This window comes from Bacillus sp. TCT6 (assembly GCF_056033845.1).
The window spans coordinates 2,184,492-2,201,439 of the sequence record NZ_JBVYHX010000001.1 but is presented as its reverse complement, the minus strand read 5'-3'; the positions used below and the strand labels follow the sequence as shown (position 1 = coordinate 2,201,439).

General features: G+C 32.7%; 14 protein-coding genes. 2 read left to right on the top strand and 12 right to left on the bottom strand.

Features of this window, described 5'->3' with window-relative positions:
* Positions 1-2: 2 nt before the first annotated feature.
* From AC0ONG_RS11145 to AC0ONG_RS11120, 6 genes are all read right to left on the bottom strand, one after another.
* Positions 3-1,022 carry an ABC transporter permease gene (locus AC0ONG_RS11145; protein ID WP_016077676.1) on the bottom strand — a complete coding sequence of 340 codons (1,020 nt, stop codon included), beginning with the start codon at positions 1,020-1,022 and terminating at the stop codon, positions 3-5.
* On the bottom strand, positions 1,019-1,744 hold the full coding sequence (locus AC0ONG_RS11140; protein ID WP_016077677.1) for an ABC transporter ATP-binding protein: 726 nt from the start codon (positions 1,742-1,744) through the stop codon (positions 1,019-1,021). Before AC0ONG_RS11140 ends, AC0ONG_RS11145 begins: the two co-directional genes overlap by 4 nt.
* Positions 1,745-1,931: 187 nt before the next feature.
* Positions 1,932-2,183 (bottom strand): hypothetical protein, encoded by a 252-nt coding sequence (locus AC0ONG_RS11135; protein WP_000548621.1) that lies wholly within the window; start codon positions 2,181-2,183, stop codon positions 1,932-1,934.
* A 214-nt stretch (positions 2,184-2,397) separates the two neighbouring features.
* Positions 2,398-3,240: a metallophosphoesterase gene (locus AC0ONG_RS11130; protein WP_016077678.1), complete on the bottom strand. Its 843-nt coding sequence runs from the start codon at positions 3,238-3,240 to the stop codon at positions 2,398-2,400.
* A 260-nt stretch (positions 3,241-3,500) separates the two neighbouring features.
* Positions 3,501-4,427, bottom strand: coding sequence for a class A beta-lactamase Bla1 (bla, locus tag AC0ONG_RS11125; RefSeq protein WP_016077679.1), 927 nt, complete (start codon positions 4,425-4,427; stop codon positions 3,501-3,503).
* A gap of 220 nt (positions 4,428-4,647) precedes the next feature.
* The gene (locus AC0ONG_RS11120; protein WP_016077680.1) at positions 4,648-6,780 is read right to left on the bottom strand and encodes a peptidoglycan D,D-transpeptidase FtsI family protein; all 2,133 of its coding nucleotides are present in this window, start codon (positions 6,778-6,780) and stop codon (positions 4,648-4,650) included.
* A 383-nt stretch (positions 6,781-7,163) separates the two neighbouring features.
* Between AC0ONG_RS11120 and AC0ONG_RS11115 the strand changes: the two genes are divergently transcribed.
* A complete protein-coding gene (locus tag AC0ONG_RS11115; protein ID WP_016077681.1) occupies positions 7,164-8,924 on the top strand; it encodes a peptidoglycan D,D-transpeptidase FtsI family protein in 1,761 nt (586 codons plus the stop codon).
* Positions 8,925-8,935: 11 nt separating this feature from the next.
* On the opposite strand, the gene AC0ONG_RS11110 is transcribed toward AC0ONG_RS11115, so the two are convergent.
* The 6 genes from AC0ONG_RS11110 to AC0ONG_RS11085 all read right to left on the bottom strand — a co-directional run bounded on the left by AC0ONG_RS11110 (position 8,936) and on the right by AC0ONG_RS11085 (position 15,405).
* Positions 8,936-9,763, bottom strand: coding sequence for a hypothetical protein (locus tag AC0ONG_RS11110; RefSeq protein ID WP_016077682.1), 828 nt, complete (start codon positions 9,761-9,763; stop codon positions 8,936-8,938).
* The gene (locus AC0ONG_RS11105; RefSeq protein ID WP_000438327.1) at positions 9,753-10,286 is read right to left on the bottom strand and encodes an RNA polymerase sigma factor; all 534 of its coding nucleotides are present in this window, start codon (positions 10,284-10,286) and stop codon (positions 9,753-9,755) included. The genes AC0ONG_RS11110 and AC0ONG_RS11105 overlap by 11 nt, the downstream gene beginning before the upstream one ends.
* A gap of 404 nt (positions 10,287-10,690) precedes the next feature.
* A complete protein-coding gene (locus tag AC0ONG_RS11100; protein WP_000737760.1) occupies positions 10,691-12,658 on the bottom strand; it encodes a penicillin-binding transpeptidase domain-containing protein in 1,968 nt (655 codons plus the stop codon).
* A 551-nt stretch (positions 12,659-13,209) separates the two neighbouring features.
* On the bottom strand, positions 13,210-13,839 hold the full coding sequence (locus tag AC0ONG_RS11095) for a YncE family protein (RefSeq protein WP_228491503.1): 630 nt from the start codon (positions 13,837-13,839) through the stop codon (positions 13,210-13,212).
* Positions 13,840-13,923: 84 nt separating this feature from the next.
* Positions 13,924-14,262: a YncE family protein gene (locus AC0ONG_RS11090; protein ID WP_166669691.1), complete on the bottom strand. Its 339-nt coding sequence runs from the start codon at positions 14,260-14,262 to the stop codon at positions 13,924-13,926.
* Between the two features lie 990 nt (positions 14,263-15,252).
* On the bottom strand, positions 15,253-15,405 hold the full coding sequence (locus tag AC0ONG_RS11085; RefSeq protein WP_000812115.1) for a hypothetical protein: 153 nt from the start codon (positions 15,403-15,405) through the stop codon (positions 15,253-15,255).
* Between the two features lie 997 nt (positions 15,406-16,402).
* Between AC0ONG_RS11085 and AC0ONG_RS11080 the strand changes: the two genes are divergently transcribed.
* A complete protein-coding gene (locus AC0ONG_RS11080; RefSeq protein ID WP_474203587.1) occupies positions 16,403-16,861 on the top strand; it encodes a DUF5065 family protein in 459 nt (152 codons plus the stop codon).
* The last annotated feature ends 87 nt before the right edge of the window (positions 16,862-16,948 follow it).

Here is a 16,948-nt window from a genome sequence, read left to right as displayed (position 1 = left end):
TATTATATTTTGCGATGTTTCTTTAAAGCAAATACATTTCCTACTGCAAATAATATTGAAAAAAGTAATAATACAGTAAGATCTAATGCAATCTCTGTAAACCCTTGATTCCGAATCATCACTTGTCTCATTGCGTCAGCGCCGTATGTGAGTGGAAATACTTTTCCTAACATTTGTAGCCACTTATTCATAGATTCCATTGGAAACAATCCAGAAAAGAAGATTTGTGGCACAATAACAAGCGGTATAAATTGAATCATTTGAAATTCATTATTTGCGTATGCCGATAAAAACGTACCTAATGTTAGTGCAGTTAAAGAGAGCATACATGTAATAAGTAGCGTTAGCCATATGGATCCAGCTACGTATAAATCTAAAATATAAACGGAAAAACTTACGATAATAATGGATTGTATAAAGGCAAAGATTCCAAAACCAATAATATAACCTGCGACTATTTCCCATCTTCTTACTGGGGTGGATAATAACCTTTCTAGCGTACCACTTAAACGTTCTCTTACGAAAGATACACCTGATAATATAAATACAAAGAAAAATGTAAAGAAACCAATTAATACAGGACCAAGCCCATCAAACATCGTAAAGTCTTTAGAGCCATGTAAATAATTTACTTCAGGTTTCATAATTGATACTTCATTGTTCTCTATGCTTTTTTGCAATACTTGAAGTACAGCACGATTTTTTGACGAATCACTACCTTCCAACAGAAGTTTCATTTTTCCATTCTCTATTCGAAGTACTGCATCTACCGTTTGTTTTTCCAACTCAGAAATCGCCTTTTCTTTACTGTATTCATAAATTGATGCTTCTTGATCTTTCATCACTTTTACTATTTGAGCGGGCATATCAACAACAGCAATTTGAGGTATATAGTCTTTCTGTGTAAACACTAGCGATAATAGCCACAGTAATAACATCGGTGCCCCAAACATCATCGCTAACGAACGCTTATCTCGAAAAAATTGGCGAATAATACGAATGATTACACCAGTAACTCTCATGATGGCACCACCTCTTCTAGCAAAAAGACATCTTCAATCCGTCCAGATGACACGCGTTTTTTCAATTCTTCAGTTGTTCCAACCGCAACTAGCTTCCCTTCTCTAATTAATCCTAGACGCTCACAAAATTCAGCTTCATCCATAATGTGCGTCGTTACAATAATCGTTGTGCCTTTCTTTTTAAGGTCATAAAATTTTTCCCAAATCGTTTTTCTAAGAAGCGGATCTATCCCCACTGTAGGCTCATCTAAAATTAATATTTCTGGTTCATGGAGGAGTGCTATTGCTAATGATAAACGTTTTTTCATTCCACCTGAAAATTGTTGTACTTGCTTTTTCATATACTGTGATAATTGTACAAGTTCAAAAACCTCTGCAATTCTTTTCTTTTTACGTTTTCCCTTTAGTCCATACATCGTTGCTATAAAATCTGCATTTTCATATGCTGACAATTCTTCGTATAATGCATCCGCCTGGGCCATATAACCAATTCTTTTCATTTCATTTAAATTAGGCATATTAGTATTATTAACAAGCACTTCACCTTTCGTTGCCTCATTAATACCTGCAATCATTTTAATGAGCGTTGTTTTCCCCGATCCAGAAGGTCCAACAAAACCAAAAATCTCTGCTTTTTCAACTTGCAATGAAAGATTGTGTAACACTTCTTTTTTTCCAAAACTTTTTGATACAGTCCGTAAAATAATGGAAAGTTGTTGCACGTTTCATCCTCCTTTTTCAATAAAATGAGTGAGTACTCACTTTTATTTTACCCTTGCTTAATTATATGTCAAACTTCATTGATTAGTATGTATGTTCAATCAACGATATGAAACAATGAAACAGAGTCGACATTAGCATTTCATTTCCTAAAGTCGACTCTGTTTCATTTAAACTATAAATTTCACTTTACGTTTTTAAATTCATATACTTCCGAATTCTAGCAACATCTAAAGAATATTCAATAACTAATTGCTGTAACGGTAAAATAACTGTGTCAGGATATAAATGTGCATATTGTAATGTTTCTGCATATTTTTCTAACCTTTTTTCTAAATACTTTATTATTTGATCAGGATGACTTACTAATAAACATTTACAATAATAATGTATTTGTTCCTCAATCGCCGTGTATTCTTCAATTTCATATTCTTTATGCATGTGTACACCCCTTTAAGTTTTTTACATGAATTACTTATCACAATTTTCACTCGACAAATTTTAAGTTTTTTGATTATTTACACTATAACAAACACTCAGGGTCAAATTTTGTTACTTTATGTAACGTAGAAAATTTTTAACAAAATTGTAATGTTAACTCCTGCAAAATACATAAAACACCTTTACTCATTATTGTATAAAAAAATCGTACAACTTAATTTAGCTGCACGACTACAATTTCTGGCCTGTTCAAAATTCTTTGCGGAATGATACTATTTCCTAATCCTCTACTCACTACCATTGATGTATTTTGTTCTATATATAAACCCGCTGTATATTTAGGTAAAACACCTTGATTTGGCGCGACTAATCCTCCGATAAATGGCAATCTAACTTGCCCTCCATGAGCATGTCCCGATAAAACCAAATCCAATCTCTCATTCGTATATTCCTTTATAAATTCAGGCCTATGGGATAATAATACATTATATCTATCTGGCTGCATTTCAATTTTCGTTTTTTTAATTTCATCTATTATAATATTTCCTTCATCACCGTTTCCAGTAACAAACTCTGGATCATCAATACCTAGCAAGTTTATTTCTTGCTCACCCTTTCGAATGCCCACATGTTCATTCCTTAAAACATTGACATCATATTTCTTCAACTCTTTTTCTAAATTGTTATACTTTCCAGACCATTGTTCATGGTTTCCTGTCACAAAATATACAGGATACTTCTTTACAATTTCTCGTATTAATTGCATACTAACTTCTGCATCATATGATTTACTGTCAATTAAATCACCAGTAATCGCAATAATATCTGGATCTATGCTTTTAATTTTTTGAATTAACACATCTTGATTATCGCCAAATTGTTTATTGTGTAAGTCTGAAATTTGTAGAATTTTATACCCTTTAAAAGAGGAGGGTATTTTACTAGAGGTTATTTTAACCTCAGTTATACTTATTAAATTGTTCTGTAAATATAAAAAGATTGTAAAACCTACTACTATACAAATAATCATTACGATTCTATTAATCTTTTTTTTCATATTTTCTCCTTTATATTCTCATCAAACACTTCTATATGCTAACTGAATTATATTATACTTTCTTGAAATTTGTTTAAATTAATAAAATAATACAGTACATAGAATTTCATATGAGATACGTCATATATATTCGTTATATTTTTACTTTTACCTTTTTAATAATAAGAACACAAAAACGACTCTTATCACACGAAAAGAGTCGTTTTCTAACTTTATACTTTTAATACTTTTATGTTAAAAATGCGAAAACTAAAATACTATTACCTAAGAGCCTTAACTATAACTTCAGTTGCCTCTGCAATGAGTTGATTATCATAGGTAGCCTCTTTCTCATCTTTACTAGATAAAATTGCGATGATAACTGGTGCTCTATTTGGAGGCCAAACGATAGCAATATCATTTCTTGTCCCGTAACTGCCAGCACCTGATTTATCTCCAACTACCCAGTCAGTTGGTACGCCTGCACGAATAAGTTTGTCCCCTGTAGCATTTCCTTTCATCCACTCTGTAAGAATGTTACGTTTTTCAGCTGGAAGTGCATTTCCGACCGTAAAAGCTTTAAGATTCGTAGCAATTGCTTTCGCTGTACTAGTGTCACGAATGTCTCCTGGAATAGCTTCGTTTAATTCTGTTTCAAAGCGATCAGACATAGTAATCCGATCCCCCATCTGCCTAAGCGCTTTTTCATATCCTTTAGGTCCGCCTATTTTATTAAATAAAATGTTCCCTGCAGTATTATCACTTGAACGAACAGCAGCCTCAGCAATTTCTCCTAGTTTCATTCCAGTATCTACATGTTTCTCTGTAACAGGTGAATAATCCACTAAGTCTTCTTTCGTAAATGTAATCACTTCATTTAATGTATCAATTGAGTTTTGCTGTAGTAATACTCCTGCCGCTAAAGCCTTGTAGGTTGATGCGAAGGCAAATCTTTCATTAGATCGATAAGAGATTGTTTGATTTGTACCAGTATCAATCGCATATACACCTAATCGAGCATCAAATTTCTTCTCAAGTTGAGAGAACTCTTTATGCGTCGCCTGATTTTTATGTTTCACATGTCCAGTCTTTTCTTTCGCTTCAACTTGCAGTGCCCCTCCTGTAAAAGCTTCTAGGCTTGTAAGACTTAAACCTAATATACCAACGCATATTCCTATTTTTAGCATCCTCTTATTTTTCAAAACCATCATTCCTTCCAAATTTTTAGCACCTTTTTATACGTACACATAATAGACAATCATCGAACCAAACTTGTTCCATAAACTGAAAAAATTTATAGCTAGTATGAGAGTTATTAACAAAATAAGAGATAGTAGCTATGATCGCCGCTATCTCTTATTTCACATTTCATTTTTTTACTTATAAATGGCTTTATATGAACAGGGTCTCTTCCCTGAGAAAAGTACTCTAATTTTGCTTAGAGCTACTTGTACTAGTAGCTTCACCATGTATACGTTGCTGTTTTAAATCAAAGTATACATCTAAAATTTCCTTTCCAATTATAGAATTAATTCCATTTTTATCATCATGGAGCCATGGAACTACTACGGAAAATGCTACTTCTGGATTATCATATGGAGCATATCCAACTAACGTTAAGTTATAGCATTCCATACGTTCTCCTTTTGCATTTCTGCCAATTGGGTCATCTCCACCATATACAGTTTGGGCTGTTCCTGTCTTTCCTGCTGGTTTATATGGCGCATTTTTGAAATACTTCACGCCAGTTCCATCACCTTCTTGAAATACCCATCTAAACCCTTCTTTTATCCGATCGATATGTTCTTTCTTCATATCAATTCGATTTAATACGACAGGCTCTATGGAACGTATAACATTACCAACCTCTTCTTTTATTGATTGTTCTCGTATTTCTTGTACAATTTGAGGTTGCATTCTATAACCGCCATTCGCAATCGTTGAAATATATTGCGCTAATTGCAACGGCGTATACGTATCATACTGACCGATAGAAAAATCTAGTAAAAACCCAGGTTGACTATCTACTTTTCTCGTTTGTCCAATTATTTCATTCGGTAAATCAATACCTGTTGGGACGCCTAAACCAAATTGCTTGAAATAATAGCGCATCGTATCAAATGCTCCTTGTTTAATATCCAATGAGCCATTTGGTACGTAATTAACTCCCGCAATTTTTAAAGCTGTCTGGAACATGTATACATTCGAAGATACTTGTAAAGCCCGTAAATCATTAATATTACCAAATCCGGATACATTCCACGATTTCTTAGCTTGTGTACCTTTAAATTTCATCGGCGCGTCATAAAATTGATCCCCTGGATGTATTGCCCCTGTCTCATATCCAGTTAATAAAGTAGCACCTTTTACAGCTGACCCTAGCTCATACGAAGTTGTCATGTTACCTAATGCCAAATCCTCAACCTCTATTTTCCCTTCTTTTTCTACAATCTTTTTGCCTGCCATAGATAAAATTTGTCCGTTATTTGGATTCGTCATGACAACAAAAGCTCGATCGAGCAGTGGCTCTGAACGCTTAAAAGCTCTCAAGTTTTTCTCTATACTTTCTTCCACTTTCTTTTGTAATTCCATATCAATCGTTAATGTTAAACTATTACCACTTTTTCCTTTAGAGATTATTTCTGTGCTAACAATGTTTCCTGATTTGTCAGTAATATTTTTCACTTCTTCTTTTGTGCCGTGTAATACATCTTCATATCGTTGTTCAATATAACTTTTTCCGACACGATCATTACGGTTATATCCACGTACTAAATAAGAATCTAAATTTTCTTTCGGTAATCCTTCTTCACTACTCGTAATATTTCCTAATACAGAACGAAATAAATTACCGTTTACATAATTACGTTCCCAATCAACAGTTGCATCTACTCCTGGAAAATTCCCAAGATTTTCGCTTATCCGCGCATACTCTTCATCTGTTACATCTTTTTTAATAATTTGTGGTGTTAATTGATAACCTGAACTCATTTTACTTTTAATAGCTAACACCTTTAAATCTTGTGCTGTTAATTCTGCTAATTCTACCTCTGTAACGCGACCTCGTCTTAAGTCTTCTATTTTTTTATCTAACTCTTTCCCCTCTATACCCTTTTCCTTAAACTTTTCTATATCTTTCTTAGTAATCTTTGTTTCCGCACGTTTCGAATTCAACTGCATCCAAAAATCTTTTTTATCGATATCTGTTAATTTATTTATATCTTGTTCAGGCATTTCAAGTACTTTCGCCAAGTCTTTTGCTGCTTTTAAAATATCTTCACTCGTAATTCCCTTCACCCTTGTATACGTAATTGTGCGAAGAGATTTATTATTAACAACTGTGTTCCCTTCTCGATCTAAAATTTGCCCACGTGGAACTGGAATACTAGTTATTGCATTTTGACTACTTTCCACTTGATTCTTATAAGCCTCTCCCTCAACGATTTGTACTTTTGCTAGTTGCATAATAATAGCTGAGAATAGTACAAATATGCAAAGGAACATTATATTTAATCGAATAGATATATATGTCTTCTGCTTCTTGCCTTTTTGTTCTTTCATAAATCCTCCATTTAATCCTTTCAGGAATTGCTACAAATACCAAAAGCATTCCTTATATATTAGACACCGATAATCGGTTATAAATATCGCCTCAATTTTTTGCTTAACCCTTGTAAGCATCCATTCCTTTTCGTTTAGCTACAGAATTAATACCTCTCCCTTCTTGTTTTCTCTCTATTTTTTTGCCACTTGCATTAGAAGTGCTAAACTGTATAATGACTCTTATTAAACTTACATATAAACTTGCTAGTAAATTTTCATGCTAATTATTCCTTTCATCATGCTGTAATACTTAATAGACAACCTAAACAAGAAAGTTGTTCCACATTTACAAAAAAAATAATTAAATATAAGATGAAATAGGCTACATAAGGGAGGGTTATATGTTACATATAAAAAGATGGAGATTTTTTGCGGTTTTTTCTATCGTAGGTTTGATTTTACTAATTTTATTAAAAATCAACTTCATTTCAATTACTATCGCAACTTCTTCAGCTGAAAGAGGAAAGATTTTTGATCAAAATGGTGTAATACTAGCTACAAATAAGAAAGTTAAGTCTCTATATTGCACTTCTAATGACGAAAAGCTATCGAAACAAGATACATCAAACACATTAGCTTTTTTTAATCAATTTTCAAGCGAATTTCAACATGATATTTCTACAGAGAACATAAAATCTCAATTACAACAATCTTGTAAAAAGCAGACTATGAATGATATACCGTTATACTCTGATATAACTGAGAATGAACTTGCATTCATAAACAAAAACAAACCCAATAATGTAATAATTAAAGATGAATGGATTCGATATTATCCTAAACACAAAATTGGTTCACAAGTAATTGGTTATGTAGAAAATGACCTTAATTCAAAGCATATGGCTGTTGGAAAAAGCGGGATTGAGCTGCAATATGAAAATGATTTAAAAGGAAAACCAGGTAAAACTCTTATTTTTAAATTGAAAAATAAAAAGTTCTTATGGAACATTCAAAAAGTACAAAATGGTAAAGATGTACGGCTAGCTTTAGACTCTGAGTTGCAGCAAAAGGCAGAAGAAGCATTAAGATCTCAAATTAAGAAAACACCTGATGCTAAAGCTGGTTATGCTGTAGTGAGCGATGCAAAAACTGGCGCGATTTTAACTATGGCCAACTCGGTAGTTTTTGATCCAAATATATTAAATACACATGTATCTTCTAGAAAAGAAAACATTAAATCACTTTCGCAAAATAAAGCAATTCAAAAATTAAAGTATGGTGAATCTTATGTAAATATGGCTTCTACTATAAAACCACTTACTATTTTAATTGGATTAAACGAAAAGCTTTTTCAACCTGAAGACACTTATTTAGATAAAGGTACTTTTCAGTATGATAATCAAAATAACATTACGAATGCACCTGGAACGCCAACAGGCGAGATTACACCGAGGCAGGCTATCATTAATTCATCTAACACATTTATGACAGCAAAAGTAGCTCTGCCCTTATTCAACCAAAATAATGGGAATATAGAAAAAGTGTCACATATATGGACAGATTATTTAATGCAATTCGGCCTACGTTCTAAAACCGGGATTGACTTACCCTTTGAAGAAGACGGACAATATGAATTTCATCCATCTAATAAATTTGAAAATGGGATTTCAGCTTTATTAAATGCCTCTTGGGGAGGAAATGAAGTGCATACTCCTCTTCAACTCGCTCAATATGCAGCAACTTTGGCAAGTAAAGGTGATAAATATAAACCTCAAATCGTAAGTGCGATTATTGGTCAAGATGGTAAGGAAACAAAAAAGTTTAAACCAATTTTAGAAAGTTCAAATCGTTACCCGATGAATTTTTGGAGTGTCGTGCAAGGTGGAATGAGTCAAAATATAGAGGAGATCAAAAAGTTACCCTTTAACGTCGCAGGTAAAACAGGTATTACAGGTTTTCCAAATGAGCAAGAAAGAATGATAAATCATTCTCTTTTCATTGCATATGCTCCTACTGAAGATCCACAAATTGCCGTTTCTGTCGTTATTCCTGGTAGTAATTCTGAAAAAAACATTGCCGCTCTCGTTACATCAGAAATTTTAGAGTACTGGGATACTCTTCAAAAAGAGAATAAAAACAAAGAGGAAGGTTCATTAAAGTGAACCTTCCTCTTTTACCATATAGAATCTACATTTATTATTTTCCATATACCTTCATTATTCTTTTCGAACATAAATGAATATTTAATATCAGTTAAAATGTACTCTTTCTGTACATATCCAGTATTACCATCAATTGTCGAAATTTTTATATATCCATCATTATTTACTTTTTCTGGAATCCAAGCTTTTACCATTTCATTAGATACTTCATATAAAACTTGTGATTCTCGCTTTGGTTCAGCTAAAATTTTCGTTTTATTTCCAGTAACAGTTGCATATATAAAATGCGCTTGCTTTGGTTGGTTACTTTCCGTCAATCCACTTGGTACTTTATATACTTGCTTTGTATCATTTGCAAACTCTCCCCCCATTGTAAGGGCGACTTGCAACTCATGAAAAATATCTTCATCAAACTGCAGTTCATCCTTCTTATAACTCTTCCCTTTAAATAGAACTTCATCATTTAACGCTTTATACAAGTCATTTTCATTTTTCGAGTTTATACTTTGATATAGTTCATTCATAAATTGTTTTAGTGATGGATCTTGAGCAGACTCATCTTTTGTTTTAGGCTTAATTTGAGTACTACTTTGTACCGGTGATTTATTATCATCAAGCCAAGGTTGTTGAACAATGAAAAATAACATTGTACAAACCAAAACAACTACAATAGGTAATACTTTTTTACGAAATGGTCTTTTATGTTTTACAAAATCCACTTCATTATTTTCATATATAGACTGCTTTATTTTAGAAATAAATTCTTCTTCATCTTTACGATTCTCCATTGGCCCTTTTTTTATTTTTCTATACCAGTCAGGATTTTGTTTATTGTTCATCACTACTACCCTCCCCTATTAATTTTGAAACCTTACTTCTCGCTCTACTTAATCTCGATTTTACAGTTCCAATGGATACTCCTAATGTTTCAGCCATTTCTTCATAAGATAATTCATATTTTGCGTCCAATATAATTATTTCACGGTGCTTTTTAGGTAGTTCTAATACAACCTTCCACACATCATTCATTTCTTCTTGCTTAAAAAATTCTTGTTCTGCTGACAGGGATTGCTTATCATCACTAAAAAATCCTATTAAAGATATCCTTTTAAAATAGGAGGATTTCAAATAGTTTATTGCCGTATTTCTTGTGATTTTTAATATCCACGTTTTAATAGATGACTCCTTTCGAAATGAATTCCAATTTTTAAACACCTTTATAAATACATCTTGCGTGATATCATCTGATAAGTGTGGATCTTTCGTAATAATAAATGAATAATTCCATACATCTTGCCAATAGTCTTTTATAACATAGTCCAGCTCATCATGATTACACTTTTCAATAAACGTCTGTTCCATTTCCACACCTCAAACTTATTTGAATAAACATAAAACTGCCCTCACTTTTATTATGGTTTCAATATATAGACAAGATACAAGTTTCATTTGTTCCATTGTTTATCTTTTTTCAGGCAGTATAATACTACTAAAAAACAAGTAAAGCATACAATGATAAAAATCCACTCATAAAAATCTGTTTTTTTGAATTTAACGTAAAACTCCACTTGTCCATTTCAATTTGCTATCCCCTTCTATTTACCATTAGCAATGCCAACTTTTCTAGAATCACAGCAAAAAAGCATTCTCGATTAGAAAGAATGCTTTTTTGAAATTTAATTGTTCTATATTTTTCCCAATTTATATCTTTGAGTTAAGCAAACATGTAATAAATTTAGTGAAAAAATTCACCTTATAATTAAGTATTATTTCTGAAATACATGTTTTACTTTTTCACCTGGAACATTACTTCCTCCTCTTCCTTTTACATCTTCAATCATCATTGTAACAATCATGTCTGGTGCATTTGCATCGAAAGCTGCGAACCATCCCAGTTCTTTTCCGTCTGCTTCTTTCGACTCTTTCAGTTCTGCTGTACCAGTTTTACCAGCAAGCGTTACACCATCAACCTTTGCAATTCTCCCTGCGCCATCAGGGTCATTAATGACTTTGATTAATGCACTCTTTAATATTTCTTGATTCTTTTTAGAAATCACATTTTCTTTCCAATTCCCCGCTACTTTTGCTTCTTTTAAAAGATGTGGCGACGGAATATTCCCTTCATTCACAATCGGTGCATATGTTAATGCTAAATGAAGTGGCGTCATTAATACTTGTCCTTGTCCATAGCCCGTGTCTGCTAGTTGAATATCATTTTTTATCCCATCTTTTGCAATGATTGAAATAGGAAATTCGTATTCGATTGGTAATTTTTCATGAAATCCGTACTTTTTAAATTCATTTATATACTGATCTTTTCCCATTTTCAAAGCTTGTTGAGCAAAATAAATATTATCAGAGTACTTCATTGCCTTATCAAAATCAATTGGACTTGCATCCTTTACACGCGTTACATAGTAATTTCCCCAAGATGAATCTTTTGTCCACTTCAATCCTTGAATTTTAAATTCTTCCTTCGGATTTATTGTGTTTGTTTCCAAACCAATTGCACCTGTAATCGTTTTAAATACGGAACCTGGTACAAATGCTTGTGTGAAGCGATTCATCATTGGTAGTTTCGAGTCGTTACTCCATGCTTCTCGTTGGGCTTTCGATGCTCCTCTAACTATTATATTTGGATTATAAGCAGGGCTACTTACAAGTGCGATTGTTTCACCTGTTTTAGGATTGACCGCTGCACTAGATCCTGCTTCAGTTTTCATCTCATTAAAGATTTTTTCTTGAATTGCAGCATCAATTGTTAACGTAACATTTTCTCCTTCTTTTGCTTCTTTTTTTGTTACGTTTTTAATCTCTTTCCCATTCTCATCTTCTATAAATACGCGTCCACCCTTTTCACCACGCAATTTATTTTCTAACACTTTCTCTAAACCGGTCTTACCTACTAAATCATCTGCTTGATAACCTTGTTTTTGAAGTGATTTTAACTCCTCCGCATTCACCTTTCCTATATATCCAGTTAAGTGTGCCGCTGCTTCACCTAATGGATACGTACGAATATTTACTGGGCGAGATGAAACTCCTTCTAATTCAATATAATCATTCTGTCTAGTTCCCTCTTTTAAAACGCCAATTGGTACAAAGGAGTCTGGTTTTATCCATTTCGCTGTGAGCTTTTGTTCGACCTCTTCTATAGACATATCAAGTAATTGCGCTACTATTCCTTTCGTTTGCGCTGCTGCTTCGCCTAGTTTCTCTGGAATAATTCCAACCTCAGTTGCTTTACCATTCGTTGCAAGCCCTTTTCCATTTCGATCATATATTTCTCCTCGTTTTCCTTGCTCTATTTGCATACGTACTTTGTAATCTTTTTTCATTCCTGGGAAAATGAAGTCCGGTGTCCAATCTATTTTCCAAGATTCTTTATCTTTCACAAGTTTTGCTTCGTGGATGAATGAAACTGATCCTACATCCGTATCCATTTTAACTTCAAAAAGAAAAAGCTCTTTATCTTTCGTATTCTCTCCTTTCATTTTAACTTTTAAATTCTTAGCTCCAATCCCCTCATAGATTTTTTGATATTTTTCTGTGAATTCTTTTTTAGAAATCGATTTTTTGGCATGATCTGATAAATGATCATACATATTTGCAAATTTTCTATCATTCCATAAGTTGATATATTCTTCAAATGCTTGTTTTGGCGGTTCGTTTTTATTACATCCTACCAACATAACTGCGAAACAAACGAAAAGCAGCATCCATAATTTTTTCAATTCAATCTTCTCCCTTAGTTAAAAATGATGATTCCTTTCTTAATTAATTTATTTAATAAAAAATGTTTAACGCTTAATAGACAGTGTAAGTAAGGACATTGTTCCATATTTACAAAAAATTAATTTACGCTTAAGTTGCATTGGAAGAAGGAGGTTTGTAAGCTTCTTACAAACTTAAGGAGCTCCTATATTTAGCAAACGTTATCATTATTAGTGGTGTTTTAAAACATACATTTAAAATACCTTTTAGTTCGTTTTCAAAGAAGTTTGGTTGTTGCAAATTAATTATGAATATCTAATCCAATTAGAAGAATACAATAATCAATTATCCAAAGTTAATTTCATACAAAAGCTAATAACGAGCATTAAAAAACTTTGCCTACTCTTTTAACATGGAAACATAATCTATTTATCAGAAGTCAATAATGAATAACAGGCGCTCCTAACCAGCAAAAAAATAGACCTAATTGGAATTCATCAGAAATTAATAGATACATAAAAAACGCCATACTTTCTGTAAATTTCTACAAAAAGAATAGCGTTTTCTTATTTTACCTTTCTATATATGCTATACCGTGAGCTCCTTGATTTACAGAAGGATCTGCATTTCGATCTCCTGGATCAACTTCAATGGTATGAACATTCTTGTAATTAACTAAATCTAATACACTTATTGTCCCTGATCTAAGGTTAGAAACATATCCAACCGTTCCGTCCGTAGAAGAACGCATTGTAATTGGGAGTAAATCTACTTCTATTGTACCTAACATATTTAACGATTCTCCATCAAGAATAGAAACATACCCTGGTGCTGGAGAAAACATACTTCTTGTTCTCTCTCCATTCTTATTCTGAAAACGCGTATGTCCTACCAATACTTTCCCATCATTCGTTACATGAACCGGAGTAATTAAATCTGAAAATGATTTTGTCTTTATAATTTTATCGGTTTCTGTATTAATGATGCTAAGTGTAGGTTGCTCCTCTTTGTAGTCTCCAAGTAAACATGGTGAAGGGATATAAACTCGATTACCTTTAGGAGAAATAGCTAGTTCTTCACTACCATAGGGCATAGATACTTTTCCAATTAACTCCTTATTATGTGTATCTAAAACCGATATAAAGGGCGCCTCTTTATTAGAGGAATATCCTTTTGTACCATCTGATTCGTCACAAACCAATGTGGACCTGTTGCTTCTGTAGAGATTCTATCTAGCACTTTTCTTGTGTTAAGATTAATAATTAAAATTCCTCCTTCACCAGATTCAACACTTACATACAATAAGTCTTTTTTCATTATAAACTAAACCATGTGGTGCAAATTCCGGCGAAATATCAATGATATCAATTACTTTAAATTGATCAATATCGATAACTAAAATTTCATGGCTTTTTTCCGGATTATTTCTATAAAAACCTGAGCGATAAGTAATACTTACATATAACAATTGACGCTTAGAATCGAAACATAATTCATGAGGTTCTGTAACTGGAGAATCTATAACCCCTATTCTTTCAAAATTTTTCGTATTGAAGAAATGAATTTGATTACCGCTGGAGCTAACGACGGCCAAAATAGGATTATTTTCTTTAGAACTATTCATTAATTAAACCCTCCTTGTTATTTGTTCCAAATTTCTTAAGTTCCATAGAAATCAGTATATTTAAGTAATTTGTATTATTACTAAGACAAGTTGTAAACAATTTTCACCTCCTTCTAATTAAATTAGCTTAACTTATAATAAGTTAGACTAACTTTTATTCTGTAAAAATACGTTGAATTTAATAATCCAACGTATTTATCTACCTTCTCCAACTTTATCTTTTATACTTACATGTATTTTATTTAATAACTTTACTTCTCAATTAATGATGCACAAGAAGCACAGAAAGCAAGTAATTAGCGACATACCATTTCTTTGTCTCGTGCATTATCAGATACTCATAACATAAATAAACCAAGCTTAGCTGCCATTTAATTAGTTTCCCTTCGTTACCGTTTTTTTAAATTCATTCTGCGTACAGCTCTATTCTTTGAGGAATCGCCCTATAGATTAACAAATTTGCTTCAGATTCTTGTTTTTTATTGAACTATTCCTGTGTTGAAAATCCAACTATAATTAGTTAGCTTAACTAACTATAATTATAAATACATCCACGTTTTATCGCAAGAGTTTTAAGAATCTTCGAATAAATGAATAGAGAGATAGAATTATTTTCATCATAAGATACATGATCTTAAGTTAATAGTAATGCATAACGAGATTTTCGTACGTTAAGAAAAAACTTGCTCCATATGTAGTAAAGTTTTTTAATTGTTTACTTCTCGCTCAGCTATCAGCTTTTTTTAACTAACACTTTAATTGTTTTAACAGCCTTTTGTTTAATTCCCACAAAGCTGTTTTGTTACTACCTCATTTCAAGAATCTCTTAATCCAATTTAATAAAGTGAAAATTTAATCAGCCCTCACCAATCGGGCTGCCCGGCAAATAGCCGGATAAACAATAATTTCAGTTGGTAGCAGGTTTGCTAAATCAGGAAATTGAGACGTATTCTACCATTACTTCTTTTGGAATCATACTCCCTCCTGTTCTTAATACAATATCCCTGTAAAAGCAGGCTCTACGTATTCTCCTAAATTATCAAAATCAACAATATCTAACACAACATCACGGAGTTTGCTCGCGACTTTGACATTGCCATCCACTACAAAAATCGCAATTCGTTTTTCTTCCATCTGTTTCATCCTTTCTACACCCTAGTTTTACAAAATAAGAAGTCATCCAAAATATTTATTACTTCCTGTTATCTCCTCACTACTGTTCTATGCATTATGTATATAAATTTTAATTGCCTACTAAAAAAATAACGTATTTGCAGGATGTATAAAAATTATACAAAAGGTAATAATTCATCGTTTACCCAACAATAGATAATATAGATAAAGAAAAGATACTAGAGAATATCACAGTAGAGTAATCTCTAGTATCTTTTCATAGTATTTTAGCGGCTATGCAATACGGAGGGATAAAAAAAGGACCTCTTACGGAAAGATAAGAGGTCATCAAGAAGATAAAAATGTTGTATTTGAAACACGCGAGTTTCTAATTTACATTATAACACAATATATTTATATATTCAATATATACATTTAAAATAGGGAATGTATGTTCAAAAGCACATGGAATATTAATTTGGAACAGTATGTTTTATTCTTTTAACCTATTTCTTCTACAATGCCGTAATTGTAACAATGGATGGTCTCCTCTATATACTGATGAGCAATTGTAGCAAGTTTTTCTAAATTCTCTTCCGTTACCTCATGAATAAACAGAACAAAATTACTGTCGGATTCGGAGTCTGTTGAAATGGAACCATCGATCCGTTATGAAATGTTGAGCTTGCATCTCCTAGATTCCATGTAAATATTCGCTAATTCCAATCCCCTTTCGTGTCTATTTTATGTTTAATATAGTCTCGTACCGTACAAACGGGAAATGTTGTTAATTTGAAAAGAGAGAGGAATAAAATTTCTTTATCGCCTCTGTTCTTTCTTCTGTATGATAGAAAAAACGGAGAAAGGTAGAATTTTATCTATTCTCATAATTTGTTGGAAAATTCTAATTTGATTAAATTAAAAGAAAATGATATATTGATTTTATAATAACAATCCAATTAATGGATGACAACCTAATACCTGTAAGTAGACTATGAAAATGTCAGATAAACGGGAGGAATTTAATATGAAAAAATTATGTTCATTTGCTTTAATTGGTGCCTTAACCTTTTCGGGTTTTATCGTTTTAGACAGTACGCTACCTGATAAAGCGCGCGCTGAAGTAAATACGATTAAGCAAGCTTCAGCTGTTGTGGATGATTGGCCATGGCAAACGTATTTCTTATTGCATCACAATGCGGACTATATACAAGAATTAGCCCCTGGTAGGTTAAAACAAGGTGGTATGTTTGATACGACAGTATATATAGGCGGAAAAGATGTGGTTGTTGTAAAGATTTATAGATTGAACGGAGAAGGTGAATTGCAGCGCTACAAAACCATTTCTGCAGGTGAGGCTGGGCACCACTACTATTCTAGGTTCACAACACCTATTACAACAGTTTACACACCAGGTACATATGTAGCAGTACTGAAGATAGACACTTCATATTATTATGGTGGCTCCTTCCAAATTACAAAGTAAAACATATAGGTATATTTGTCTGAAACGCACTGGGTTACGGTGCGTTTTTGTTATCTAACGAATAAATGATCACGCGGGAATTCAAAG

Bases quoted from the DNA above. Each gene is read 5' to 3' on its own strand.
- AC0ONG_RS11145 (WP_016077676.1), bottom strand. From the start codon at position 1,022: ATGAGAGTTACTGGTGTAATCATTCGTATTATTCGCCAATTTTTTCGA.
- AC0ONG_RS11135 (WP_000548621.1), bottom strand. From the start codon at position 2,183: ATGCATAAAGAATATGAAATTGAAGAATACACGGCGATTGAGGAACAA.
- AC0ONG_RS11130 (WP_016077678.1), bottom strand. From the start codon at position 3,240: ATGAAAAAAAAGATTAATAGAATCGTAATGATTATTTGTATAGTAGTA.
- bla (WP_016077679.1), bottom strand. From the start codon at position 4,427: ATGGTTTTGAAAAATAAGAGGATGCTAAAAATAGGAATATGCGTTGGT.
- AC0ONG_RS11120 (WP_016077680.1), bottom strand. From the start codon at position 6,780: ATGAAAGAACAAAAAGGCAAGAAGCAGAAGACATATATATCTATTCGA.
- AC0ONG_RS11115 (WP_016077681.1), top strand. From the start codon at position 7,164: ATGTTACATATAAAAAGATGGAGATTTTTTGCGGTTTTTTCTATCGTA.
- AC0ONG_RS11110 (WP_016077682.1), bottom strand. From the start codon at position 9,763: ATGAACAATAAACAAAATCCTGACTGGTATAGAAAAATAAAAAAAGGG.
- AC0ONG_RS11105 (WP_000438327.1), bottom strand. From the start codon at position 10,286: ATGGAACAGACGTTTATTGAAAAGTGTAATCATGATGAGCTGGACTAT.
- AC0ONG_RS11090 (WP_166669691.1), bottom strand. From the start codon at position 14,262: ATGAATAGTTCTAAAGAAAATAATCCTATTTTGGCCGTCGTTAGCTCC.
- AC0ONG_RS11085 (WP_000812115.1), bottom strand. From the start codon at position 15,405: ATGAAACAGATGGAAGAAAAACGAATTGCGATTTTTGTAGTGGATGGC.
- AC0ONG_RS11080 (WP_474203587.1), top strand. From the start codon at position 16,403: ATGAAAAAATTATGTTCATTTGCTTTAATTGGTGCCTTAACCTTTTCG.